26 protein-coding genes are annotated in these 24,565 nt (G+C 42.3%); 24 read left to right on the top strand and 2 right to left on the bottom strand.

Annotation, left to right across the window (positions count from 1 at the left end):
• Positions 1–2 precede the first annotated feature (2 nt).
• From rpe to spoVM, 3 genes are read left to right on the top strand one after another with little or no spacing between them, the layout of a single operon-like run.
• Positions 3–665: a ribulose-phosphate 3-epimerase gene (gene rpe / locus NST13_RS00655; protein WP_342581141.1), complete on the top strand. Its 663-nt coding sequence runs from the start codon at positions 3–5 to the stop codon at positions 663–665.
• Positions 666–667: 2 nt separating this feature from the next.
• Entirely contained in the window at positions 668–1,324 is a 657-nt protein-coding gene (locus NST13_RS00660) for a thiamine diphosphokinase (RefSeq protein WP_342469912.1), read from the top strand.
• A 12-nt stretch (positions 1,325–1,336) separates the two neighbouring features.
• The gene (spoVM, locus tag NST13_RS00665) at positions 1,337–1,441 is read left to right on the top strand and encodes a stage V sporulation protein SpoVM (RefSeq protein WP_342469911.1); all 105 of its coding nucleotides are present in this window, start codon (positions 1,337–1,339) and stop codon (positions 1,439–1,441) included.
• 146 nt (positions 1,442–1,587) lie between these two features.
• Here spoVM and rpmB read toward each other — a convergent pair whose 3' ends face one another.
• Positions 1,588–1,776, bottom strand: coding sequence for a 50S ribosomal protein L28 (rpmB, locus tag NST13_RS00670; protein WP_096550629.1), 189 nt, complete (start codon positions 1,774–1,776; stop codon positions 1,588–1,590).
• Positions 1,777–2,086: 310 nt separating this feature from the next.
• On the opposite strand from rpmB, the gene NST13_RS00675 reads away from it, so the two are divergent.
• The 21 genes from NST13_RS00675 to ylqF all read left to right on the top strand — a co-directional run bounded on the left by NST13_RS00675 (position 2,087) and on the right by ylqF (position 23,871).
• Entirely contained in the window at positions 2,087–2,452 is a 366-nt protein-coding gene (locus NST13_RS00675) for an Asp23/Gls24 family envelope stress response protein (RefSeq protein ID WP_342469910.1), read from the top strand.
• Positions 2,453–2,470: 18 nt separating this feature from the next.
• Complete coding sequence (locus NST13_RS00680) at positions 2,471–4,114, top strand: DAK2 domain-containing protein (protein WP_342581142.1); 1,644 nt, start codon at positions 2,471–2,473, stop codon at positions 4,112–4,114.
• A gap of 140 nt (positions 4,115–4,254) precedes the next feature.
• Positions 4,255–6,309 (top strand): ATP-dependent DNA helicase RecG, encoded by a 2,055-nt coding sequence (gene recG / locus NST13_RS00685; protein ID WP_342581143.1) that lies wholly within the window; start codon positions 4,255–4,257, stop codon positions 6,307–6,309.
• A 170-nt stretch (positions 6,310–6,479) separates the two neighbouring features.
• Positions 6,480–7,058: a transcription factor FapR gene (gene fapR / locus NST13_RS00690; RefSeq protein WP_342469907.1), complete on the top strand. Its 579-nt coding sequence runs from the start codon at positions 6,480–6,482 to the stop codon at positions 7,056–7,058.
• The gene (gene plsX, locus NST13_RS00695; RefSeq protein WP_342469906.1) at positions 7,055–8,053 is read left to right on the top strand and encodes a phosphate acyltransferase PlsX; all 999 of its coding nucleotides are present in this window, start codon (positions 7,055–7,057) and stop codon (positions 8,051–8,053) included. Before fapR ends, plsX begins: the two co-directional genes overlap by 4 nt.
• A gap of 12 nt (positions 8,054–8,065) precedes the next feature.
• Positions 8,066–9,004, top strand: coding sequence for an ACP S-malonyltransferase (gene fabD, locus NST13_RS00700; protein ID WP_342469905.1), 939 nt, complete (start codon positions 8,066–8,068; stop codon positions 9,002–9,004).
• A 4-nt stretch (positions 9,005–9,008) separates the two neighbouring features.
• Positions 9,009–9,755: a 3-oxoacyl-[acyl-carrier-protein] reductase gene (fabG, locus tag NST13_RS00705; RefSeq protein ID WP_342581144.1), complete on the top strand. Its 747-nt coding sequence runs from the start codon at positions 9,009–9,011 to the stop codon at positions 9,753–9,755.
• A 115-nt stretch (positions 9,756–9,870) separates the two neighbouring features.
• The gene (locus tag NST13_RS00710) at positions 9,871–10,107 is read left to right on the top strand and encodes an acyl carrier protein (RefSeq protein ID WP_342469903.1); all 237 of its coding nucleotides are present in this window, start codon (positions 9,871–9,873) and stop codon (positions 10,105–10,107) included.
• A gap of 251 nt (positions 10,108–10,358) precedes the next feature.
• Positions 10,359–11,120, top strand: a complete 762-nt coding sequence (rnc, locus tag NST13_RS00715) for a ribonuclease III (RefSeq protein ID WP_342469902.1) — start codon at positions 10,359–10,361, stop codon at positions 11,118–11,120.
• A gap of 1 nt (position 11,121) precedes the next feature.
• Entirely contained in the window at positions 11,122–14,694 is a 3,573-nt protein-coding gene (gene smc, locus NST13_RS00720; protein ID WP_342581145.1) for a chromosome segregation protein SMC, read from the top strand.
• Positions 14,695–14,696: 2 nt separating this feature from the next.
• Positions 14,697–15,896: a signal recognition particle-docking protein FtsY gene (gene ftsY / locus NST13_RS00725; protein ID WP_342469900.1), complete on the top strand. Its 1,200-nt coding sequence runs from the start codon at positions 14,697–14,699 to the stop codon at positions 15,894–15,896.
• Between the two features lie 167 nt (positions 15,897–16,063).
• Positions 16,064–17,716 carry an IS1182 family transposase gene (locus NST13_RS00730; RefSeq protein ID WP_342580669.1) on the top strand — a complete coding sequence of 551 codons (1,653 nt, stop codon included), beginning with the start codon at positions 16,064–16,066 and terminating at the stop codon, positions 17,714–17,716.
• 165 nt (positions 17,717–17,881) lie between these two features.
• Positions 17,882–18,214 (top strand): putative DNA-binding protein, encoded by a 333-nt coding sequence (locus NST13_RS00735; protein WP_342469899.1) that lies wholly within the window; start codon positions 17,882–17,884, stop codon positions 18,212–18,214.
• 12 nt (positions 18,215–18,226) lie between these two features.
• On the top strand, positions 18,227–19,588 hold the full coding sequence (gene ffh / locus NST13_RS00740; protein ID WP_342469898.1) for a signal recognition particle protein: 1,362 nt from the start codon (positions 18,227–18,229) through the stop codon (positions 19,586–19,588).
• Positions 19,589–19,690: 102 nt separating this feature from the next.
• The gene (gene rpsP / locus NST13_RS00745; protein WP_342469897.1) at positions 19,691–19,969 is read left to right on the top strand and encodes a 30S ribosomal protein S16; all 279 of its coding nucleotides are present in this window, start codon (positions 19,691–19,693) and stop codon (positions 19,967–19,969) included.
• Between the two features lie 23 nt (positions 19,970–19,992).
• Entirely contained in the window at positions 19,993–20,223 is a 231-nt protein-coding gene (locus NST13_RS00750) for a KH domain-containing protein (protein ID WP_342469896.1), read from the top strand.
• 251 nt (positions 20,224–20,474) lie between these two features.
• Positions 20,475–20,996 (top strand): ribosome maturation factor RimM, encoded by a 522-nt coding sequence (gene rimM, locus NST13_RS00755; RefSeq protein ID WP_342469895.1) that lies wholly within the window; start codon positions 20,475–20,477, stop codon positions 20,994–20,996.
• Positions 20,993–21,730 (top strand): tRNA (guanosine(37)-N1)-methyltransferase TrmD, encoded by a 738-nt coding sequence (gene trmD, locus NST13_RS00760; RefSeq protein WP_342469894.1) that lies wholly within the window; start codon positions 20,993–20,995, stop codon positions 21,728–21,730. Before rimM ends, trmD begins: the two co-directional genes overlap by 4 nt.
• A gap of 190 nt (positions 21,731–21,920) precedes the next feature.
• Positions 21,921–22,265, top strand: coding sequence for a 50S ribosomal protein L19 (gene rplS, locus NST13_RS00765; RefSeq protein WP_342469893.1), 345 nt, complete (start codon positions 21,921–21,923; stop codon positions 22,263–22,265).
• Positions 22,266–22,373: 108 nt separating this feature from the next.
• Entirely contained in the window at positions 22,374–22,937 is a 564-nt protein-coding gene (lepB, locus tag NST13_RS00770; protein ID WP_342581146.1) for a signal peptidase I, read from the top strand.
• A gap of 58 nt (positions 22,938–22,995) precedes the next feature.
• The gene (gene ylqF, locus NST13_RS00775; RefSeq protein WP_342469891.1) at positions 22,996–23,871 is read left to right on the top strand and encodes a ribosome biogenesis GTPase YlqF; all 876 of its coding nucleotides are present in this window, start codon (positions 22,996–22,998) and stop codon (positions 23,869–23,871) included.
• Between the two features lie 51 nt (positions 23,872–23,922).
• Here ylqF and NST13_RS00780 read toward each other — a convergent pair whose 3' ends face one another.
• Positions 23,923–24,444, bottom strand: coding sequence for a PCYCGC motif-containing (lipo)protein (locus NST13_RS00780; RefSeq protein ID WP_342469890.1), 522 nt, complete (start codon positions 24,442–24,444; stop codon positions 23,923–23,925).
• Positions 24,445–24,565: the final 121 nt, after the last annotated feature.

Consider the following 24,565-nt stretch of genomic DNA (forward strand, 5'->3'; position numbering starts at 1 on the left):
ACATGATTAAAATTGCACCATCAATCTTATCAGCGGATTTTGCGAAATTGGGCGAAGAAGTAAAAGAAGTGGAAGAAGCGGGAGCTGACCTGATTCATATTGATGTGATGGATGGCCATTTCGTTCCAAACATTACAATGGGCCCGATTGTCGTACAGGCGTTGAGACCTTTGACCACATTGCCATTGGATGTGCATTTGATGATCGAAAATCCCGATCAATATATTGAAGCCTTCGCGAAAGCGGGAGCGGACTGGATTTCTGTGCATGTGGAAGCTTGTCCTCATTTGCACCGCACCATTCAATTAATCCGTTCTTTTGGTGTAAAACCGGGGGTTGTACTAAATCCCCACACGCCGATTGAAATAATCCAACATGTGTTGGGCGATGTGGATTTCGTCTTGTTGATGACGGTCAACCCTGGTTTTGGGGGACAAAAGTTTATCGAAAGCGTTGTGCCAAAAATTGAAGCTCTTTCCAACATGATAAAAGAAAAAGGGTTAAATGTGGAAATCGAAGTGGATGGGGGCATTACGGCAGAAACAATCGTGCCTTGTGCAAAAGCGGGGGCAACGATTTTCGTGGCCGGTTCAGCGATCTATAATCAAAAAGACCGGAAAGCCGCTTTGCAAGCAATAAAAACGAGTGGTGAGGCTGCAATTTGAACATGAGGAAAGTATTGATTTGCGCAGGCGGTCCAAAGTATGAATTATGCTCCTTTGACAGATTCAGAAATGACCATGATATCTATTATATCGGAGCGGATCGCGGCGCTCTCTATCTACTTGAAGAGGGAATCGTTCCCGATGAAGTGATCGGGGATTTTGACTCGTTGACAGAACAGGAATGGGAGAAGATTTGCAGGGAAGTAAAAAAAATCGAAAAACATCGCGCGGAAAAAGATGAAACCGACACGGATCTGGCGCTTGCCAAAGCCATCTCTTACAATCCAAATGAAATATTCATTACGGGGGTAACCGGCGGACGTCTGGACCACTTTGCAGCGGCCGTACGCTCCCTTTATCATATGAAATCACATTATCCGCACATCGAACATAAAATTATTAATAGACATAATGAAATCAGCATCCTGTTGCCGGGAAAGCATACGATCGTCAGAGATGAAAAGTACCGTTATCTTTCATTCTTCTCTTTTCAGCAAGCGGTGGAAAATGTGACATTGCGCGGCGTCAAGTATGAGACGACAAGCGAAAGAATCGAAGTGGGGTCGAGCCGGTTCACCAGCAATGAGCTAGTGGATGAGCAAGGTTATATCTCCTTTTCTTCAGGCATATGTTTAATGATAAGAAGCAGTGACTTATAAGGAGGTTTGATTGTGCGAGTTTATACTTTCCAATTGCCAAAGTTTTTAAGCAATCTTACCCGTTCCTGCATCAATTTATTTTCAGGCAGCAATAAAAAGAAAAAAAGAAAAGAATAATATGCGTTATGAAATCATTTCGTTTCATAATCATTCATTGGTTCGGAATATCACCCATCCGGTTTTGGGTGGTATTTTTTTGCAATAAAAAAGTGTAAGTAAAGTGCGCATCAGACGACTTTACTTACACTTTTATATGTGTTTTATTATACACGTTCTACTTTACCTGATTTTAAAGCGCGAGTAGAAACCCAAACACGTTTTGGTTTGCCATCAACTAAGATACGTACTTTTTGAAGGTTTGGTTTCCAAGTACGTTTGTTCGCGTTCATTGCGTGAGAACGTTTATTACCTGTACGAGTTTTACGACCAGTTACAACACATTTTTTTGGCATCTATATTCCCTCCTTACAGATCAATCTGAATAATTCCTCAGTGCGAGTATTCACATACCATAATAATTTAACATAGACAAACAATCTATGCAACTCTTTTCAGGAAAGGATTCAAGAAAAATTACTTTACAGCGGTGAAATAAAAATAAGGAAAAAGGAAAATCTAATCATTAGCCGGCAAAATTTCGCAAACATCGACAAAACTGGCTGGAAAACCGTGATGAACTGGACGATTCTCAACGTTATCTTTTATAATCAAATTTTGTGTAGTACAATTAATTTAGTTAAAATGAGCCAAGGAGGCAGTATCATGTCAATCGAAATCAGAAATGATTATGGCCAAATTGATATTTCCAATGATGTAATCGCTCAGATTGCGGGTGGAGCGGCGACTGAATGTTACGGTGTTGTAGGAATGGCGAGCAAACACCAAATTCGTGACGGTTTAACAGAAATATTGAGAAAAGAAAATTTTGCTAAAGGTGTCATTGTCCGCCAGGATGGGGAAGACCTGCACATCGATATGTATATTATTGTCAGCTACGGGACAAAAATCTCCGAAGTGGCTTATCAAGTCCAATCAAAAGTAAAATATACCATTAACAAGACATTAGGTTTGAACGTAAAATCCGTGAACATATTTGTTCAAGGCGTTCGAGTAATGAACGGTGAATAGAGGAGGATATTAATCAACATGAAGTTATTAGACGGAACAAAATTTGCGGAGATGGTCCAAATGGGGTCGCACCATCTGACTCAGAATGCAGATTTTGTAGATTCATTAAACGTATTTCCTGTGCCGGATGGCGATACAGGGACCAATATGAATTTATCGATGATCTCCGGGGCAAAAGAAACGCAGGCAAATGCCCAAAATCATATCGGCAAAACCGCTCAAAGCTTGGCAAAAGGATTATTGATGGGAGCCCGTGGAAATTCAGGAGTGATTTTATCCCAATTATTCCGCGGTTTCGGAAAATATTTGGAAAAAGAAAGCGAAATCAATGCGAAACAGTTTGCCCAAGCCTTTCAAGCAGGGGTTGACACTGCCTACAAAGCAGTTATGAAGCCTGTGGAAGGAACGATTTTAACTGTTGCCCGCGAAGCGGCTGCCAAAGGTGTGGAAACGGCAGAGCATGAAGACAATATTGTGAAAGTAATGGAAGCGATTGTAGAAGAAGCTAAAAACTCCTTGCAGCGCACGCCGGATTTGCTTCCTGTGTTAAAAGAAGTAGGGGTTGTGGACAGCGGCGGGCAAGGCCTTGTCATCATTTATGAAGGTTTCTTGGCATCTCTAAAAGGGGAAGCGCTGCCACAAAAATCGAAAGTTGATAATTTGGAAGAATTGGTGAATGCAGAGCACCATCGTGCCCAGGAATTCATGAGCACGGAAGACATCAAATTCGGCTATTGCACTGAAATCATGGTCCGGTTTGAACCGGAGAAAGAGCCGTTTGATGAAGGAAAGTTCCGGGAAGATTTGAGCAAACTGGGAGACTCTTTGCTCGTTGTTTCAGATGATGAAATCGTAAAAGTACATATTCATACTGAAACACCTGGAGTTGTTCTGAATGAAGGGCAAAGATATGGAAGCTTAATCAAGATTAAAGTGGACAATATGAGAGAACAGCATTCAGCGATTGTTAATAAGGAGAAGACTGAAAGCCGGCCAAAGGAAAAACATCCGTACGCCGTTGTGACGGTGGCGATGGGTGAGGGAATCAGCGACATGCTGAAGAGCATCGGAGCGTCTTATGTGATTGAAGGCGGCCAAACGATGAACCCTTCCACAGAAGACATTGTAAAAGCGGTAAAAGAAATCGGTGCGGAAAAGGTATTAATTTTGCCTAACAATAAAAATATTATCATGGCTGCTGAACAAGCGGTGGAATTATTGGACATTGAAGCCGCTGTGGTGCCGTCAAAAACGATTCCACAAGGGATGGCGGCAATTCTCGCATTCAATCCAGAAGCATCCGTTGAAGAAAATAAAGAAGCGATGACAGAAGCGATGGCGAGTGTGAAAACAGGTCAGATCACTTGTGCCGTACGGGATACAACCATTGATGGTGTAGAAATTCATAAAGATGATTATATGGCGCTTGCCGATGGAAAAATCATCGACTCTACATCCAATATGCTGGATGCCGCCCGGAATTTATTGTCCCAGCTCGTTGAAGATGATACGGAAATCGTAACGATGATTTACGGTGAAGGAGTATCGGAGGAGGACGTCAACGCCATTGTTGGATTCGTTGAGGAACAATATCCGGATGTGGAATTGGAAATCATTGATGGAAAACAAGCGTTATATCCGTTTATCTTCTCTGTAGAATAAAAAGCGTCTCTAGCAGGGACGTTTTTTTATTTTGAGTAAACCTTCAAACCGGATAAGGAATTTATTATTTTGATAGAAATTGACCGTTCATGTTACACTGAATTCAAACAAAGAAAAGCTGCGAACATTTGGAGCGTGAAGTGGTTTTGGGACAAATTGAATTGGAACCCGTTACAAATATAAAAGGTGTGGGATCGGAAACCGCTGAAATATTGAAAGAAATGGGGATTCACCATTTGCGGGATCTGCTCATGTATTTTCCATTCCGTTATGAAGATTTTCGAATAAAAGATTTGGTTGAAACCCCCCATAACGAACAAGTGACGATCGAAGCAAGAGTGGAAAGTCAGCCTCTCGTCTTTTTTATGGGACGCAACAAGTCAAGACTGCAAGTGAGCGTATTGGCTGGACGGCATATTGTTAAAGTGGTTTTCTTTAACCAACATTATTTGAAGGACCGGCTGACACCCGGAACGATCATTACCGTATCCGGAAAATGGGATCGGGGTCGGCAAACGATTACCGCATCCAGCGTGAGATTCGGACCGAAAGAGAACGGCCAAGATTTTGAACCCGTCTACCGGTTGAGAGGCAATTTGCATCAAAACCGGTTCCGCAAGTTTATGAGGCAGGCGCTTGATCTGTCAAAAGATCAATTGGTTGAAAATCTGCCAAAAGGTTTGAGAGAACAATATAAACTTTTGGCCATTGATGAGGCGCTGGAAGGGATTCATTTTCCGAGAAGTGCAGATCATTTGAAACAAGCCCGCAGACGATTTGTATACGAAGAACTCCTGATGTTCCAACTGCGTATTCAGGCATTGCGGAAAACAAGAAAAGAACAGGAAAAAGGGATTGCCATCCAATATGACTTGCAGAAATTGAAGGAATTTATAAGCCAGATCCCTTTCGAATTGACGAATGCCCAAAAACGGGTCGTCAATGAAATTTGCCGGGATCTAAAGTCCCCTTATCGTATGAACCGCCTTTTGCAAGGGGATGTCGGTTCCGGTAAAACAATCGTTGCCGCAATCGCCCTTTATGCTTGTGTGACTGCCGGTTACCAAGGGGCTTTGATGGCTCCTACGGAAATTTTGGCTGAGCAGCATTTTGCATCCCTTCAAAGTTTATATCAACCGATGGGAGTGAACATTGCGCTGCTTACAGGCTCCACAAAGACGAAGGAACGGAAGCGGATTTTGGAGCAGTTGGAAAAGGGCGAAATTCAAGTGATTATTGGAACCCATGCCCTCATTCAGCCGGATGTGACCTTCCATCAATTAGGATTTGTCATTACCGATGAGCAGCACCGCTTTGGGGTGGAACAGCGGAGAATATTGCGCGATAAAGGGATGCATCCGGATGTGCTCTTTATGACGGCCACGCCAATTCCGAGGACGCTTGCGATTACAGCCTTTGGGGAAATGGATGTTTCCGTCATCGATGAAATGCCTTCGGGACGCAAGCAGATTGAAACCCATTGGATGAAAAAAGAGCAGCTGAATGCGTGCTTGACGAAGATGGAAATGGAGCTGAAAAAAGGCCGCCAAGCCTATGTGATTTGCCCGCTGATCGAAGAGTCCGAAAAGATTGATGTGCAAAATGCGGTGGAAGTTTATGAACAATTAAGAACGATTTTTGGCGGACGCTACGAAGTGGGCCTTATGCATGGCCGGCTTCCTTCAGATGAAAAAGATCATGTGATGCGGGCGTTTAAAGATGGAAAAATCCATGTGCTTGTTTCCACAACGGTCGTTGAGGTGGGGGTGAACGTGCCGAATGCGAGCTTCATGTTGATTTATGATGCGGACCGGTTTGGGCTTGCCCAGCTCCACCAGTTGCGCGGCCGGGTTGGGCGCGGAAATTATCAATCCTATTGCGTGTTGCTTGCAAATCCCAAATCCGAAGAAGGAATCGAACGGATGAAAAGCATGACCGAAATCACGGACGGTTTCCGATTGGCCGAAAAGGATTTGGAATTGCGTGGCCCTGGGGATTTCTTCGGTAAACGGCAAAGCGGCTTGCCAGAGTTTAAGCTGGCAGATTTGGTGCATGATTACCGCGTGTTGGAAGTGGCCCGCAATGATGCGGCAAAACTCGTCTATGACGAGCGCTTCTGGCTGGAAGATGAATATGAGCATTTACGAAAAATGTTGGAAGCATCCGGGGCATTAAGCGGAGAAAGAATCGATTAAGTGCAAACCTCTCCATTCAATTGCCTAAATTAAGCGGAACTGCGTTGGCGGATGGAATTAAATTCAATGGGAGAACGTAACAATTCGTTGTTGCGTTCTTTTTTATGGAAATGTATACTGGTGTTAGTACCAAGTGCTAATATGGGATAGGAAGTAGGTGGCGAATGTTGATGAAAAAATCGAAGAAAGAGCGGCAACAGTTACTGTTAGAAACGATTGAGGAAAATCCATTCGTCACGGATGAACAATTGGCTGCGAAATTTGGCGTGAGCGTTCAGACGATTCGCCTTGATCGGATGGAACTTTCGATTCCGGAACTGAGAGAACGGATTAAAGATGTCGCAGAAAGAAATCTTGAAAACGAAGTAAAATCGTTGCCTATTGATGAAGTGATAGGTGAAATCATCGATATCGAACTGGATAAAAGGGCGATATCCATTTTTGATGTAAAAAAAGAACATGTCTTTCAAAGAAATGGCATCGCACGGGGGCATCATTTGTTTGCCCAGGCAAACTCCCTTTGCGTTGCAGTGATCGATGATGAACTCGCATTGACGGTCCGGGCAAATGTGGTATTCTTAAAACCTGTTCGTGCAGGAGATCGTGTTGTTACGAAAGCCATTGTCCGAGAAACCAATAAAGAAAAAAACCGAACGTATATCGATGTCATCTCAACGGTAAATAATGAACCTGTGTTTAAAGGCGAATTCGAAATGTATCGCACGAAAGGTGAAGGTGAACAAAAATGAAAATCGCAATTGACGGTATGGGTGGGGACCATGCACCGAAAGCCATAGTAGAAGGCGTCAATGAGGCATTAAAAGATTTCCCCAATATTGAAATACAACTATTTGGAAAAAAAGAAGAGTTGGAGAAATATATTGTACAAAACGAGCGGGTGGAAATCATTCACTGTGAAGAGGTGATCACAGGCGACGATGAGCCGGTCCGTTCCGTCCGCCGGAAAAAAGATTCATCCATGACACGGATGTTGGAAGCTGTACATGAAGGGAAAGCGGATGCCTGCATTTCTGCAGGAAATACAGGGGCGTATATGTCCGGCGGATTGTTTAAAGTTGGCCGCATTGATGGCGTGTTAAGACCGGCCCTTGCAACAACGCTGCCGACAATCGATGGCAAGGGATTTTTAATGCTGGATTTAGGCGCCAATGCGGAAGCGAAACCTGAAAATCTTGTCCAATTTGCCATCATGGGAAATATCTATGCCAAAAAGGTGAGAGGCATCGAGAAACCCCGTGTCGGGTTGTTGAATATCGGAACGGAAGAACACAAAGGAAATGAATTGACCAAATCGGTATATGAGAAATTGCAACAAGCGGATTTGCATTTCGTCGGCAACGTGGAAGCCCGCGATTTGCTTGATGGAGTTGCGGATGTCGTTGTAACGGATGGTTTTACCGGCAATATGGTGTTAAAGTCCATCGAAGGCACGGCAGGAGCGTTAATGAAGATGATAAAAGATGTGTTCATGGCTTCTGCCAAAGGGAAACTGGCTGCATTGCTCGTGAAAAATGAATTGAAAGGGTTAAAAAATAAACTGGATTATTCCGAACATGGCGGCGCATTGCTGTTCGGTCTGCAGGCCCCAGTTGTAAAAGCCCATGGTTCCTCTGACTCGAGAGCGATTTACAATACAATCCGTCAAGCGGCGACGATGGTCGAACATGACATTGTCAACGTCATGAAGAAAGCGATATTGGAAAGTCAAAAAGAACAAGAGTAAAGGAGACGGCAAATGTCAAAAATAGCATTTATTTTTCCAGGACAAGGCTCCCAAAAGGTGGGAATGGGGGCGGAACTTGTAGCGAATGATGAAGCGTGCAAAGCTTTTTATGATCGTGCGGATCAAGCTTTGAATTTTAAACTGTCCAAATATATGCTGGAAGGTCCGCAAGAAGAATTGACTTTAACGTATCATGCGCAACCGGCCCTTTTGACAACCGGCGTCATGATTGCATCCAAGTTGATCGAAGCGGGAATCACTCCTGACTATACGGCCGGACATTCTTTAGGGGAATATGGTTCTTTCGTCATCGCTGAATCCCTTTCCTTTGAAGATGCGGTCAAAATCGTTCATAAGCGCGGCCTTTATATGAATGAAGCGGTGCCGGCGGGGCTTGGTGCCATGGCGGCCATATTAGGGATGGAAGAAGAGCCGTTAAAAGGAGTTTGCGCTGAAATCACCGAAGGCGGGGATTTGGTTCAGCTTGCCAACTTGAATTGCCCAGGTCAAATCGTAATTTCCGGTACAAAAGAAGGGGTGGAAAAGGCTTCCCAATTAGCGAAAGAACGTGGAGCGAAAAGAGCGATTCCACTCGATGTGAGCGGTCCTTTCCATTGCGAATTGATGAAACCTGCCGCTGTTCAACTGGAAAAAGAAATTGAACAAGTGGCCATTTCCCAGCCGAAAATTCCAATCATCAACAATGTACATGCTGAAATTCTGGAAGATGTGGAATCCATTAAAAAAGAAATGGTGGAACAAGTATATAGCCCGGTGCAATGGGAACGGGATGTCCGCAAAATGTTGGAATTGGGTGTAACGACATTTATCGAATGCGGCCCGGGAAAAGTGCTCTCCGGCCTTGTTCGTAAAATCGACCGCTCAGCGAAAACCTATTGTGTCTATGATGAAGCAACTTTTGAGGAAGTTGTGAAGGAATTAAAGGGGTGAAAATATGGGAAAATTAGAAGGAAAAACAGCAGTGGTGACAGGAGCTTCCAGAGGAATCGGACGAGCGATCGCTTTGGAGCTGGCAAAAGAAGGGGCCAATGTGGTCGTTAACTACGGCGGAAGCAAAGAAAAAGCGGAAGAAGTGGTGGAAGAAATTTTAAAAATGGGTCAAAAAGCCATTGCCGTCCAGGCAAATGTTGCGGATAATGAATCCGTACAAAACTTGATGAAAACGGCATTGGATGAATTTGGATCCATCGATATCCTCGTCAACAATGCCGGAATTACCCGGGATAATTTGTTGATGCGCATGAAAGAAGATGAATGGGATGACGTCATTGAGACGAATTTGAAGGGCGTATTCCTTTGCACAAAAGCGGTTACACGTCAAATGATGAAACAGCGTTCCGGCCGCATCATCAACATCGCCTCTGTTGTAGGTGTAACCGGTAATGCCGGACAAGCCAATTATACGGCTGCCAAAGCCGGTGTGATCGGATTGACAAAAACGACGGCAAGAGAATTGGCATCCAGAAATATTTTAGTCAATGCCGTAGCGCCGGGATTCATCACAACGGAAATGACCGACGCTCTTCCGGAAGATGTGAAAAACACCATGCTTACTCAAATTCCACTCGGAAAATTCGGTCAGCCTGAACATGTGGCAAAAGCCGTCGTATTTTTGGCTTCCGAAGATGCCGAATATATTACCGGCCAGGTTCTCCATGTCGATGGCGGCATCGCAATGTAATCCAAAAGTGAACTGCTTTCCTTTAACATAAATTAGAGGTTTTCACCTTCGTAGAACGAATTTCTCTATGAACAGGAAACACTTTCTTGTATACTATTGAAGGGAGGTGACCGAAGTGAGCACAGTATTAGAACGTGTAACAAAAGTAATCGTTGACCGTCTTGGCGTTGACGAAAGCGAAGTAACGGAAGAAGCATCTTTCCGCGAAGATTTAGGTGCTGATTCATTAGACGTTGTTGAATTAGTAATGGAATTGGAAGATGAATTCGATATGGAAATCTCTGATGAAGATGCAGAAAAAATCGTAACTGTTGGAGATGCAGTTAAGTATATTGAAAGTAAATTAAACTAATCTCAAAGAGGCACATCCCGCGCGTACGTGGTTGATGGGTGCCTCTTTTCATTGCTTAAAATCTTATGAAGAAAATACTAAATGTGTAGTCATTTTGGGGTATAATAAAAATAATGCATTTGAAATGCACAAAAACCACTTTTTATATTTATTCGATGTGAAGATATGGGGATAAACCTTTTGTCCTCATATCTTTACTACTTCGAATAAGTAACATTTACGACATAAACGGATAGGAAGGCAGATTATTCATGACAATCAAAAGAAAAGGAAATCAACAAAAAAATGGTGTATATCCTGAACAAGTGAAACAACAATTCGAAGAGTTGCAAGAACAATTAAATATCTCTTTTCACAATAAAAATTTGTTATATCAGGCATTTACCCATTCATCCTATGTGAATGAGCATCGCAAAAAACATTTTGCCGATAATGAACGTTTGGAATTTTTAGGAGATGCGGTCCTTGAACTTTCCATATCAAAATATTTATTCGAACGTTATCCGCATATGAGCGAAGGAGAATTGACGAAACTTCGGGCATCCATCGTTTGCGAGCCTTCCCTGGTCATCTTCGCCAATGAATTGAATTTTGGAAAGTACGTTCTTTTAGGAAAAGGAGAAGAATTGACAGGTGGAAGAGAACGCCCCGCACTCCTTGCCGATGTGTTTGAATCCTTTATCGGCGCCCTTTATTTGGATCAGGGGCTTGATAAAGTCTTTCAATTTTTGGAAAGAGTCGTGTTCCCGAAAGTGGAAGTCGGTGCTTTTTCGCATGTGATGGATTTTAAAAGTCAACTCCAGGAAATGGTGCAACAATCCAATACCGGCGTTCTGCATTATGAAATTATCGATGAAAGAGGACCGGCCCATAATCGGACATTTGTATCCCGGGTGCTATTAAACGATCAGGAACTTGGCATCGGTCGCGGAAAATCGAAAAAAGAGGCTGAACAACAGGCTGCTCAAAATGCAATGGTTGCATTAAATCAGTCCTTGCACAAGGAGGAATAACATGTTCCTTAAACGGCTTGAAGTAGTAGGTTTCAAATCTTTCGCGGATCGAATCGGCATCGATTTTGTCCCGGGCGTGACGGCCGTTGTCGGTCCGAATGGAAGCGGAAAGAGCAATGTGACCGATGCGATCCGGTGGGTTTTGGGGGAACAATCGGCAAAAAGTTTGCGCGGCTCGAAGATGGAAGATGTGATTTTTGCCGGTAGCGCTTCCAGAAAACCTTTGAACTTTGCGGAGGTTACATTAATTTTAAACAATGAAGATGAAAAAGTCGGTATTCCATTTTCAGAAATCAGTGTAACTAGACGGGTGTACCGCTCAGGAGAAAGCGAATATTTGCTGAACAACCAGCACTGCCGCTTGAAAGACATTACGGATTTATTCATGGATTCCGGATTGGGGAAAGAAGCGTTTTCAATTATTTCCCAAGGCCGTGTGGATGAAATTTTAAACAGCAAACCGGACGACCGTCGAATCATTTTTGAAGAAGCGGCGGGTATTTTAAAATATAAACTGCGAAAGAAAAAGGCAGAACAAAAATTGTTGGAGACCGATGATAATTTAAATCGGGTACTGGACATATTACATGAACTGGATAGCCGCTTGGAACCATTAAAAATTCAAAGTTCCACTGTAAAAGATTATCTTCGCATGACGGAAGAATTGAGGGAATTGGACATTTCTCTCATTGTCCATGATTTGAAACAATATCATGACGAGTTGTCCGCTGTAATGGAAGACCATGATCAGCTGGAACGCGAGGAGCGGAAGAAGGCATCTGAAATTGCAGAACTGCAAATAAAAGTGGATAATCTCCGTGCAACCATTCAACACATTGATTCATCCATTGACGAAATGCAAGAACATTTGGTTGAAGCCAGTGCGGAAGTGGAACGCTGGGAAGGCCGAAAAGCCCTTGTGCAGGAAAAGCGTTCCAATGCGGAAAAGCAGTTCCAACAGTTGCAGCAATCGCTGAAAGAAGCGGAAGCGGAAGAGAAGGAACTGGCAAACAATGAGGAAGAAAACAAGAAATTGTTTGCAATGAAGAAAAATGAAATCCAACAATTGAAAGCCGTAATCAAACAAATCGATATGTCTCTCAACAGTTCGGTTTCCCAATTGGAACAACAAATAGAAGAGCAAAAAAATCTCTATATCGATTTGTTAAACGAAGAAGCGACGGCGAAGAATGAACTGAAACATATAGAACAACAACTGGCGCAATATGAAGAAACGGAAGAACGGATAAATGACCGCTCGGAAGAAATGTTGAAAAAGTTGGCGCAAGTGTCCAGCGAAAAAAACGGGATTGCGGAGAAGCTGGAAAAACTTAAAAATAAATTGGGCGAAGTATTGGAACAATATGAACAATTGCAACGTCAACTCAAAGCCGCCACTTCTTCTTATGACGAAAAACAACAAATGCTGTATAAAGCGTATCAGCATCAACAACAATTGAAGTCCAGAAAAGAAGCGATCGAAGAATTGGAATCGGACTATTCCGGCTTCGCTCATGGTGTGAAGGAGATATTGCTTGCAAGAGAGCGTGGAGAATTATCGGGAATTGAAGGCGCCGTTGCAGAACTGTTGAAAGTGGAAGGAAAATATTCCAAAGCGATTGAAACGGCTTTGGGGGCAGCCACCCAACATATCGTCACAAAAACGGAACAGGATGCCCAAAAAGCCATTGGTTGGTTAAAAGCGAAAAAAGCCGGCCGTGCCACTTTCCTCCCAAAAAACGTCATGAAATCCCGGAAGCTGTCCCCTTCCCAAATCGGGCAAGCGTTGAATCACCCGGCATTCATTAGACTCGCCCATGAATTAGTTGGATTTGATGAGCAAAACCGCAATATTGCGGAATACTTGCTCGGCAACGTTCTCGTTGCGGAAAACCTTGAAGGGGCAAGTCAGATTGCCAAATTATGCGGTTATAAATACCGGGTGGTGACGTTGGACGGAGATATCGTCAATGCCGGCGGTTCGCTGACAGGCGGTTCCATGAAGCAACAAAATACATTGTTTACTAGAAAAGCGGAATTGGAGCAGCTGAAGGCCCATTTAGCCCAAATGGAACAATCCATTTCCCAGGCGGAGAAAACACTTGCAAGAGAAAAAGAATCGTTGACAAACTTGCAAGGACAAGCGGAAATGTTAAAAATGCAATCCGAACAATACCGCCAAGAAGAGATGGAGTTGCATTCCAAATATGTTGAACTGGAATTGGAAGAGAAAAACTTAAAAACTACTGTTAGTTTAGCTTCTTCCGAAAAAAATACCGCTTCATCCAGAAGGGAAGCGTTATTGAAGCAAAAGAGCCAAGTTGAAGAACGCCTTCTCCAATTAAGACGGGAATTGCAGCAAGTGAACGGGAAAGTGGAGCAACTATCAAAGGCGAAAGCAAAAAGCGAAACGGAAAAGGATCTGCTCCGCGAAGAGTCGGCGAAAAAACGTTCAGAGCTTGCGGTATTGCAGGAACAATTGAATCAACTCCAGATTCAAACGGCGGACATTGAGTTGAAACGCTCAAAACTTCTACAACAAATCGACACTATTTCCCGAGAAATTGAATGGATTCAAAATGAGCAGGAAAACGAACTGACGGAAGAAGAAATAACAAAGGCGATTCAAGAATGGATCGAAAAACGGGAACAGTGTTCCTCAACGATTCAGGAAAAAAGGCGGACTCGCATTGACTGTCAGCAGCAACTTGCTCAATTGGATGAACAATTAAAAGAATTGCAAAGAGTTCACAAAGGCTATTTGGAACAATTGCGTTCGATGGATGTGAAGAAAAGCCGCATTGAATTTGAAATCAACCGGCTGAACAATCTTCTGGAAGAACAGTATGAGATTGATTTTGAAGAAGCAAAAAATGAAGCGGTTGAAATGGAAGATGTGGAACACATCCGAAAAAAAGTGAAACTGTTGAAACTCTCCATTGAAGAATTGGGTCCGGTCAATTTAACCGCGATTGAAGAATATGAGCGGGTATTGGAACGGCATACCTTTTTAACGGAACAACGGAATGATTTAATTGAGGCGCAAAACACTCTCAATGAAACGATCCGGGAAATGGATGAAGAAATGGCGACCCGCTTTAAAGAGTCCTTTGATAAGATTCAGCAACAATTCCGGGAAGTGTTCCAGGAATTGTTTGGCGGAGGCCATGCCGATTTGATTTTATTGGACCCTGACAACTTATTGGAAACAGGAATAGAAATTGTCGCCCAACCGCCAGGAAAAAAACTGCAGAGCCTGAGCTTGCTTTCCGGTGGGGAACGGGCTTTGACGGCAATCGCCCTGCTATTTGCCATTTTGAATTCCCGGCCGGTTCCATTTGTCATCTTGGACGAGGTGGAAGCGGCGCTGGACGAAGTAAACGTTGAGCGATATAGCCGATATTTAAGAAAATTGAGCCGGGACACGCAATTTATCGTCATCACCCATCGAAAAGGAACGATGGAAGGAGCCGATGTGTTGTATGGGATTACGATGCAGGAATCCGGCGTGTCAAAACTGGTTTCGGTGAAATTGGAAGATGAAGCAGTACTTGTTGGACAAAGGAGCGAATAAACATGAGCTTTTTTAAACGATTAAAGGAAAAACTAAGCGGTAAAACGGAAGAACAAATACAGCAAGAAACGGTTGAGGAATCAACTGAACAAAATGAGGTTGAAGATGCAGGGCAAGTTATAGAAGAAGAACCGGCCGGCACAGAAAAAGAAACTGCCCTTGAGGAAACTCAACAGGATGAAGAAATAGCCGGGGAAGAAAAAGAAGAAACGGTGGAGGCGGAAGAAGAAAAGAAACCATCCGCTTGGTCCATTACGCAAAAATTCAAAATGGGTCTTGCAAAAACCCGTGACACGTTCACTTCCAAAGTGAACGATTTAATCGCCCGCTATCGGAAAGTGGATGAAGAGTTTTTTGAAGAGCTGGAAGAAATATTGCTGCAAGCGGATGTCGGATTTGAAACAGTCATGGAGTTGATGGATGAACTTCGCTTTGAAGTGCAGCGCAAAAATATAAAAGATACGGATGGCATTTATGAAATTATTTGCGAAAAATTGGTGGAAATCTATGAACAAGGCGAGGAAGGCATTTCTGAACTGAACTTGCAGCCGGATGGCGAGCTGACGGTCATCTTATTTGTAGGGGTAAATGGTGTTGGGAAAACGACAACAATCGGGAAGCTTGCCCACCGTTTGAAAAAACAAGGGAAAACCGTCATGCTGGCGGCAGGCGATACGTTCCGTGCCGGCGCCATTGAGCAGCTTCAAATTTGGGGAGACCGGGTAGGATGTGAAGTGATCAAACAATCTGAAGGGTCCGACCCTGCTGCGGTCATCTATGATGCCATCAATGCGGCGAAAAAACGCGGTGTAGATGTTTTGATTTGCGATACGGCGGGACGTTTGCAAAATAAAGTGAATTTGATGAAGGAACTGGAAAAAATCCATCGCGTCATTTCCCGTGAAATTCCCAATGCCCCGCATGAAGTGCTTCTTGCCCTTGATGCGACGACCGGCCAAAATGCCTTGATCCAGGCCCAAACTTTCAAAGAAGCAACAAATGTGACGGGAATTGTATTGACAAAACTGGACGGTACAGCAAAAGGCGGTATCGTGTTGGCCATCCGAAACAAACTCAATATTCCGGTGAAATTTGTTGGTTTGGGCGAAAAAATCGACGACTTGCAGCCATTTGATGCGGAACGCTATGTATATGGACTGTTTGCCGATTCATTGGATAAAGAATTGAATAAAGCGGAATAATGGAAAGATGAAAAAGAGGCTGGGACAAAACCCCCTCTAAAATGGAAACAGCTCATGAAATTTTGGAATGAAATTTCATGAGCTGTTCTTCATTTTTTCAATAAAAAATAAGGACCTCTTCTGTTAAAATTAAGTTACCACCAAAACTAACAGAAAGAAGGGTCCTTATGTTCAAATATTATAACATGAATCAATTAGTTTTGCCTCTAGATTTAGAAATAAAATTACAAGAAAATGATATTGCCTTCCACATTCACCATTTAGTTGAAAGTATTCCAGATGAAGCCTTCCAGCCGTTTCTTCGAAATACAGGTTGTCCTGCTTATCATCCACGCATGATGCTAAAAATTATTTTGTGTGCCTATTCGCAGTCTGTCTTTTCAGGTCGAAAAATTGAAGCGCTATTAAAGGACAGTATACGAATGATGTGGTTGGCACAAGGATATGAACCAAGTTATCGGACGATCAATCGTTTTCGTGTGCATCCGGAAGTAAAAGAATTAATTCGTCAATGTTTTGTCCAATTCCGTTGCCAACTGGTGGAAGAAAAGTTAATCGATCAAGAAGCCATTTTTATCGATGGTACGAAGATTGAAGCGAATGCCAATAAATTTACTTTCGTATGGAAGAAATCCATTGAAAAATACAACCAAAGCTTAATTGAAAAATCCAATCAGCTCTACAACGAACTGTTAGAGAAGGAAATCATCCCTGAAATGGAGCGGGAAAATGAGGGAGAACTGTCCGTTGAAGAACTCGCTCAAATGGTGCAACAAGTCGATGAAGTGATTACGGAATATGACCAAAAGATAGAAGCATCGCCCGATGCCACAGAACGAAAAGCATTAAGAAGCGAACGGAAATATCCGAAGCGAGTGTACAAACAGTTGATTGACTTGATTTTACGTAAACAAAAGTATCAAAAAGACTTCGAAATCTTGGGTGAACGGAATAGTTATTCCAAAACAGACTTAGATGCGACGTTCATGCGAATGAAAGACGACTATATGAAAAACGGTCAATTGAAGGCTGGATACAACGTACAAATCGCAACAGAAGGTCAATACGCACTAGCTTATAGCATCTTTCCAAATCCTACTGATACACGTACATTAATTCCGTTCTTGAATAAGATAGAAAAGGATTATTTTCCGTTGCCAAAGTATATTGTCGCAGATGCTGGTTATGGTAGTGAACAAAACTATGAAGACATCCTTTCGAATCGAAAATGTGAGGCACTCATTCCATATACCATGTATGAGAAAGAACAAAAGAAGAAATATAAACAAAATCCATTTCATCCAGACAATTGGATGTACGACGAAGAAAGTGATACCTACATTTGTCCAAATCAGCAGCGAGTAACCTTCCGTTATCGTTCTGTACGTACAGATAAGACTGGTTTCAAACGAGAATTGAAAATCTATGAATGTGAAAACTGTTCAGGATGTCCATTTCGTTCATCATGCACAAAAGCAAAGGAAGGCAATCACCGAAAGGTCATGGTGAATGAAAAATGGGAACAACAAAAAGAATATGTAAGAGCGAAGCTTTCAGAAGAAAAAGCTGGTTCTATTTTCCGTCAACGTAAAATAGACGTAGAACCAGTTTTTGGATTCTTGAAGGCTAATTTGCGTTTCACTCGATTTTCCGTTCGAGGAAAATCGAAAGTGGAAAATGAAATGGGCATTGCCTTAATGGCCGTGAATTTACGAAAATACACGGCCAACAAAGATCAACTAACCAAAAATAATGGGGATAAATGGAAAAAGGAGAATTTGAGCCAACTCAAATTCTCCTTTTTCCTATCTAGAAGCTAGTTTTGTCCCAGCCCCTTTTTTTGCTTCATTGGTATTTGGCTTGGGCGGACTGCCCTATGATTGACAAATTCTTGAAAATGTTGTCTTGTTAAAGGAATTTTACTTGACACGTATATTCAAAATCGATATGATACAATAGAAAAACTATGATTGGAGAGACATTCGATGTTACTTGAAAAAACGACGCGGATGAATTTTCTCTTCGACTTTTATCAAGCCTTGTTAACGGATAAACAGCGCGCATACATGGAGCTTTATTATTTGGATGATCTTTCCTTGGGGGAAATTGCAGAAAGTTACAAAGTCTCACGACAAGCTGTATACGATAACATCCGCCGCACGGAGGCAATGCTTGAAGAATATGAAGATAAACTGAAATTATTCGAAAAGTTTCAAAAGCGTCAGGAAACGATTGAAAAGCTGGTTGCCGCAATACAAGAGAAAGCGCCTGTGGAAGAACAATTACAATTAATCGATCAATTAAAAGAAACGGATTAGGAGGCGAAAAGTTTGGCATTTGAAGGATTATCAGAGCGACTCCAAAGCACAATCCAGAAAATCAAAGGCAAAGGAAAAGTGACCGAAGCGGACGTAAAACAGATGATGCGGGAAGTGCGTCTCGCTTTGATCGAAGCCGACGTCAACTTAAAAGTGGTGAAAGACTTCGTCAAACGGGTTAGCGAGCGGGCAGTCGGCTCAGAAGTGATGAAAAGTTTAACACCCGGCCAACAAGTCATCAAGATTGTAAAAGATGAATTGACGGAATTGATGGGTGGGGAACATAGTCAAATCAAATTTAATCCAAAGCCTCCAACGGTCATTATGATGGTCGGCTTGCAAGGTGCAGGTAAAACGACGACGACTGGGAAATTGGCGAATCTTTTAAGAAAAAAATATAATCGGAAACCGCTTCTTGTTGCTGCTGACGTTTATCGTCCAGCCGCCATCCAACAATTGGAAACCTTAGGGAAACAGCTTTCCATTCCGGTGTTTTCCCTTGGGGCGGATGTTTCACCTGTAAAGATTGCGGAAGAAGCCATCGAACACGCGAAAAAAGAACATTTTGACGTGGTCATTATCGATACAGCGGGTCGATTACATATCGATGAAGAATTGATGGAAGAATTGAAAAATATCCGCGCAATCAAAGAACCGGATGAAGTATTTTTGGTTGTTGATGCGATGACCGGTCAAGATGCGGTGAATGTTGCGCAAAGCTTCAATGAAACAATCGGAATCACGGGCGTCATTTTGACAAAATTGGACGGCGATACCCGCGGTGGTGCGGCGCTTTCCATCCGTGCCGTGACTGAGAAGCCGATCAAATTCGTCGGTATGGGCGAAAAAATGGACGCTTTGGAACCATTCCACCCGGAACGGATGGCATCCAGAATTTTGGGAATGGGTGACGTCCTGTCATTGATTGAAAAAGCCCAGGCCAATGTGGATATGGAGAAAGCGAAAGAGCTGGAGGAAAAATTCAAAACCCAAACCTTCACCTTTGATGATTTTGTGGAACAACTCAAAGCTGTCCGGAAGATGGGACCATTGGAAGATTTGTTCAAAATGCTTCCGGGATTCAATAAAATTAAAGGTTTAAACAATATTCAAATCGATGAAAAGCAAATCGACCGTCTTGAGGCGATTGTGTATTCCATGACACCGCAGGAAAGAGAGCATCCGGAAATCATCAATGCGAGCCGGAAAAAACGGATCGCCAAAGGTTCCGGTACATCCATTCAAGACGTCAACCGGTTGCTGAAACAATTTGAAGATATGAAGAAAATGATGAAACAAATGACGGGCATGGCGCAGGGAAAAGGCAAGAAAAAAATGAAAATTCCTGGCCTCGATTCATTTTTTAAGTTTTAATAAAAGAAATAATGAACTGTTAAGAAAAAACACTTTACAAACAAATGAAACACTGTTATTATTCTATCTTGTGTAAAACTAATTCGGAGGTGCAAAATTAACATGGCAGTAAAAATTCGTTTAAAACGTATGGGAGCTAAAAAATCTCCTTTCTATCGTATCGTAGTTGCTGATTCCCGTTCACCACGTGATGGACGTTCAATTGAAACAGTTGGTACTTACAATCCACTAACTGTGCCAGCAACTGTAAACATCGATGAAGAGAAAGCTCTTAAATGGTTGGCAAATGGTGCGAAACCATCCGACACTGTTCGCAACTTATTCTCACAACAAGGAATTATGGAAAAATTCCACAATTTAAAATTCAATAAAAACGCTTAATTTTCAAATTGGGAGGTGTCCGCATGCAAAAGCTGATTGAAACAATCGTAAAACCACTTGTTGACTATCCGGAAGACGTGCGCGTTGAAAAAGATGAAAACGCCAGTCGCATCGTTTATAAACTTTTTGTCAATCCTTCAGATCGGGGAAAAGTGATAGGAAAACACGGTCGTGTTGCGAAAGCGATTCGGACTATTGTTTATTCAGCAAGCGGTCACCACAAGAAAAAAACATACGTAGATATATTGGATTAATGCAAAAAGGGGCTGTTTCGGCCCCTTTTTATTCGTATTGGCGAGTGAATGGCCTTGTTAATTTGTTCCGACATGCACTTTGATTCTTTCTAACAAGAAATTTTCCAGGGATTGATGGATTGGTGAAGATTTTGGCATTATTTTTATAAATGAAATTCCGGTGGGAACATCAAAATAGATTGTGTACCATTATAAAGGAAACGAAAAAATCAGTGATTATAAAACTTCAAAATAAAGAGGTGTTTCGTTGAATGGAATGGTTAAATGTGGGGCGAATCGTCAATACCCATGGCATCCGTGGAGAGGTAAGGGTGCTCTCATCCACAGATTTTGAAGAGATTCGATTCAAAAAAGGTTCGAAACTCGCCATTTTCAAAGATGATCGTTCCGAACCGATATGGGTGACGGTGGAAAACGCCAGAAGGCATAAAAACTTTATTTTATTGACTTTCGAAGGTTATGATAACATCAATCAAGTGGAACCTTTTAAAAACAGCCTATTAAAAATATCAAAAGACCAGTTAAATGAAGATGAATTGGAAGAAAATGAATATTATTATTTTGAAATCATCGGCTGCCAAGTTTATTCGGAAGAAGGCGAACATCTAGGCGAAATTACTGATATTTTAGAAACGGGTGCCAATGATGTTTGGGAAATGAAAGATCAAAAAGGAAAAAAACATTACATTCCATACATTGAAGATGTCGTAAAAGAGATTGATGTAAACAATAAAAAAATTACCATTCATGTGATGGAAGGATTATTGTCATGAAAATACATGTGCTTACTTTATTCCCGGAAATGTTTCCGGGCGTGTTTGGTTCATCCATCTTAAAAAAGGCCCAAGAAAAAGGTCTGGTGGAAATTGAAGTATCCAATATCCGAGATTTTAGCGACAACAAGCATAAACAGGTAGATGACTATCCTTATGGCGGCGGAGCGGGAATGGTATTAAAGCCGGAGCCGGTGTTTCGTGCGGTGGAAACAATTACCGAAGGCCGAAAACCCCGGGTGATCCTGATGTGCCCACAAGGTGAACGGTTTACTCAGAAGAAAGCGGAAGAGCTGGCAAATGAGGAGGAACTCGTTTTTATTTGCGGACATTATGAAGGATATGATGAACGCATTCGGGAGCATCTTGTCACAGATGAAATATCCATCGGGGATTTTGTGCTGACGGGCGGCGAAATACCGGCAATGGCGGTCATTGATGCGGTCGTCCGTTTAATTCCGGGCGTACTGGGACAAGAAGCTTCCCATATTCATGATTCCTTTTCCACAGGGCTATTGGAACATCCTCATTACACAAGACCCCAAGACTTTAGAGGAATGAAGGTGCCGGATGTGCTGCTTTCCGGTAACCATCAAAAAATTGAAGAATGGCGGATGGAGCAGTCGCTCAAACGGACTTTTGAGCGGAGACCCGATTTATTGGAACAAATGGAATTGACGCCGAAACAAAAAGAATTTATCGAAATGTTGAAAAGAAATAGTGCAAAAACATGAATATCTTAAAAGAAATTTTAATATGAATAAACATCCCTTTTAGTAGATTTATTCATGATTCAATTTTGGTTGCGCATTGAAATAATTTATGATATCATTCATTTTGTGCTTCTATGGGAAGCGTTAAATTACGATGTTCCGCTGTAGTGACGAAGACTATATGAACATTCGGTATAAGGGGAGAAAAAAGATGTCAAATATTATTGCAGAAATTACAAAAGAACAACTTCGTACAGATCTTCCTGAATTCCGTCCTGGTGATACAGTTCGCGTTCATGTGAAAATCCAAGAAGGTAACCGCGAACGTATCCAAGCATTCGAAGGCGTTGTAATCAAACGCCGTGGCGGCGGAATCAGCGAAACTTTCACTGTGCGCAAAGTTTCTTATGGTGTAGGTGTTGAACGTACATTCCCTCTACACTCACCAAAAATCGCAAAATTAGAAGTTGTTCGCCGTGGTAAAGTACGTCGTGCAAAACTTTACTATCTACGCAATTTACGTGGTAAAGCAGCACGTATCAAAGAAATTCGATAATTTTTCTACTAAAGGGGGCTTTGTTTCGAAAAGCCTCCTTTCTTTTGCTTGTCATTCAGTATAAAAATGGAATAAAATGTAGATAGTAGATTTGGAGGGAACGCTCTCGTGGAAAAAGGCAAAAAGGAAAAAAATGAGATTTGGGAATGGACGAAGGCGTTAATCATCGCTCTTCTCATTGCTGTATTTATTCGCTACTTTTTATTTACTCCCATCGTGGTAGACGGAGATTCCATGATGCCGACTTTAAAAGATGGGGACAAGATGATTGTCAATAAAATCGGTTACCGGTTGGGAGAACCAAAAAGATTTGATATCGTCGTTTTCCATGCTCCGGAAGGAAAAGATTACATCAAAAGAGTCATCGGATTGCCTGGGGAGCATATCGAATATAAAGATGATCAGCTTTATATCAATGGCGAACCGATTGATGAACCTTATTTGGATGAATACAAATCCCAGCTTTCTGAAGGACAATTGACGCAAGATTTCACCCTTCAGGATATTGAACCGAACATGGATGTAATCCCGGAAGGTTATGTTTTTGTGATGGGAGACAACCGGCGCTACAGTAAAGACAGCAGGCATATCGGCGTCGTCAGCGAAGACAAAATCATCGGTAAAACAAGCGTAGTTTTCTGGCCATTAAGTGAAATGAAAATTGTGAAATAATCAAGAGGAGTAGATATTCGACTCCTTTTCTTTTTTTGACGAAAGGAGGAATCACAAAATGACGATTCAATGGTTTCCGGGGCATATGGCGAAGGCGAAACGGGAAGTCCAAGAGAAATTGAAGCTTGTCGACATCGTTTTTGAACTGATTGACGCCCGTCTACCCCTGTCTTCAAGAAATCCGATGATTGATGAAGTCATTAATCAAAAACCTCGACTAATTTTGTTAAATAAAGCCGATATGGCGGACGAAACAGAAACAAAGAAATGGGTGGAATATTTTTCGGATAAAGGTTTCAAAGCGGTTGCCATCAACTCTTTTCAAGGAAAAGGATTGCATCAGGCAACAAAAGCGGCCCAGGAGATTTTGGCGGATAAATGGGCCCGCATGAGAGCAAAGGGGATGAAACCCCGCGCCATTCGTGCAATGATCGTGGGAATACCAAACGTGGGAAAATCCACTTTAATCAACCGATTAGCCAAAAGAAACGTCGCCAAAACGGGTAATACGCCGGGGGTGACGAAAGCCCAGCAATGGGTGAAAGTGGGAAAAGAATTGGAATTGTTGGACACACCTGGTATATTATGGCCTAAATTTGAAGATCCCGAAGTGGGGTTAAAATTGGCGTTAACGGGGGCCATCAAAGATACGATCATCAACATGGAAGATTTGGCGGTCTATGCGTTGAAATTTTTATCCGCCCATTACCCTGAACGGATGCAGGAACGTTACGGCATAAATTCAGTCGATGAAGAAATCGTAAAAACTTTTGACCATATCGGGAAATTGCGCAATGTGCTGGGCCCCGGCGGCGAGATCGATTATGACCGGGTATCTGAGTTGATTGTCCGCGATATCCGAAATTTGGAATTAGGAAAATTAACCTTTGATTTTGTTGAGGAAGAATTGGAAAAAGAAGCGGCCGAACAATAATGAAAAAACCATCCTAAAGTTTCTTTCAGAGACTTTAAGATGGTTTTTTCATTATACAGGCATATCTGTTGGTGTCGGTGCTGAGTAGCCTTCCTGATATTTCTCGTCAATAGATTTCCGGATTTCTTGAATGGATTTTCCTTCTTTGGCCAACTTTGCAGATTCTACGGCAATCTCCATACAAACGAGACAGCGGGTTCCGTGGTCATCCCACAGAACTTCTTCATCCCGGATTTCTGCAATAAAGCAATCCAAATTGCTTCTGTGGCCTGCAGTTTCCCCACAGCCGCAATAGCAAGGGATCCACTTCAGCACATCGGCATAGTCTAAAGCGATTTTGTAAACAGCGGCCACGTTTTCATGCTTTCCATCCAAAAAAGAAGGCAACTCACCAATAGCAGTCCGTTGCTGCAAGTCTCCGGACAGCGGATTGTGCTCTGTGTGGCTTGCATGTTGATGATTTTCCGGTTGAGCGGTTCCCTCTTTGTGAACAGAATCTCCTTTTTGGGCGGATTCTTCATTGCAAGCAACCAACAGAAAAAGAAAAATAATTAATATGTTAAGTTTTTTCATTTCTTTTCCCCCATGTCATATTCTCCATCATTATAAAATAAAATGAATTGATGGGCAAGTACAACAGGGGTAGAATAACTCTATCAAGCCTTATAAGCTATTGAATGAAACCGATATAAAA

Source organism: Ureibacillus sp. FSL W7-1570 (genome assembly GCF_038593265.1).
Lineage (GTDB): Bacteria > Bacillota > Bacilli > Bacillales_A > Planococcaceae > Ureibacillus > Ureibacillus suwonensis.

Coding starts and splice junctions, on each gene's coding strand:
- fabD (WP_342469905.1), top strand. CDS start 8,066: ATGTCAAAAATAGCATTTATTTTTCCAGGACAAGGCTCCCAAAAGGTG.
- rimM (WP_342469895.1), top strand. CDS start 20,475: ATGGAATGGTTAAATGTGGGGCGAATCGTCAATACCCATGGCATCCGT.
- rplS (WP_342469893.1), top strand. CDS start 21,921: ATGTCAAATATTATTGCAGAAATTACAAAAGAACAACTTCGTACAGAT.
- smc (WP_342581145.1), top strand. CDS start 11,122: ATGTTCCTTAAACGGCTTGAAGTAGTAGGTTTCAAATCTTTCGCGGAT.
- rnc (WP_342469902.1), top strand. CDS start 10,359: ATGACAATCAAAAGAAAAGGAAATCAACAAAAAAATGGTGTATATCCT.
- NST13_RS00730 (WP_342580669.1), top strand. CDS start 16,064: ATGTTCAAATATTATAACATGAATCAATTAGTTTTGCCTCTAGATTTA.
- NST13_RS00675 (WP_342469910.1), top strand. CDS start 2,087: ATGTCAATCGAAATCAGAAATGATTATGGCCAAATTGATATTTCCAAT.
- NST13_RS00750 (WP_342469896.1), top strand. CDS start 19,993: ATGCAAAAGCTGATTGAAACAATCGTAAAACCACTTGTTGACTATCCG.
- fapR (WP_342469907.1), top strand. CDS start 6,480: ATGAAAAAATCGAAGAAAGAGCGGCAACAGTTACTGTTAGAAACGATT.
- rpmB (WP_096550629.1), bottom strand. CDS start 1,776: ATGCCAAAAAAATGTGTTGTAACTGGTCGTAAAACTCGTACAGGTAAT.
- NST13_RS00735 (WP_342469899.1), top strand. CDS start 17,882: ATGTTACTTGAAAAAACGACGCGGATGAATTTTCTCTTCGACTTTTAT.
- fabG (WP_342581144.1), top strand. CDS start 9,009: ATGGGAAAATTAGAAGGAAAAACAGCAGTGGTGACAGGAGCTTCCAGA.
- rpsP (WP_342469897.1), top strand. CDS start 19,691: ATGGCAGTAAAAATTCGTTTAAAACGTATGGGAGCTAAAAAATCTCCT.
- trmD (WP_342469894.1), top strand. CDS start 20,993: ATGAAAATACATGTGCTTACTTTATTCCCGGAAATGTTTCCGGGCGTG.
- plsX (WP_342469906.1), top strand. CDS start 7,055: ATGAAAATCGCAATTGACGGTATGGGTGGGGACCATGCACCGAAAGCC.
- NST13_RS00680 (WP_342581142.1), top strand. CDS start 2,471: ATGAAGTTATTAGACGGAACAAAATTTGCGGAGATGGTCCAAATGGGG.
- rpe (WP_342581141.1), top strand. CDS start 3: ATGATTAAAATTGCACCATCAATCTTATCAGCGGATTTTGCGAAATTG.
- NST13_RS00780 (WP_342469890.1), bottom strand. CDS start 24,444: ATGAAAAAACTTAACATATTAATTATTTTTCTTTTTCTGTTGGTTGCT.
- NST13_RS00660 (WP_342469912.1), top strand. CDS start 668: ATGAGGAAAGTATTGATTTGCGCAGGCGGTCCAAAGTATGAATTATGC.
- ftsY (WP_342469900.1), top strand. CDS start 14,697: ATGAGCTTTTTTAAACGATTAAAGGAAAAACTAAGCGGTAAAACGGAA.
- ylqF (WP_342469891.1), top strand. CDS start 22,996: ATGACGATTCAATGGTTTCCGGGGCATATGGCGAAGGCGAAACGGGAA.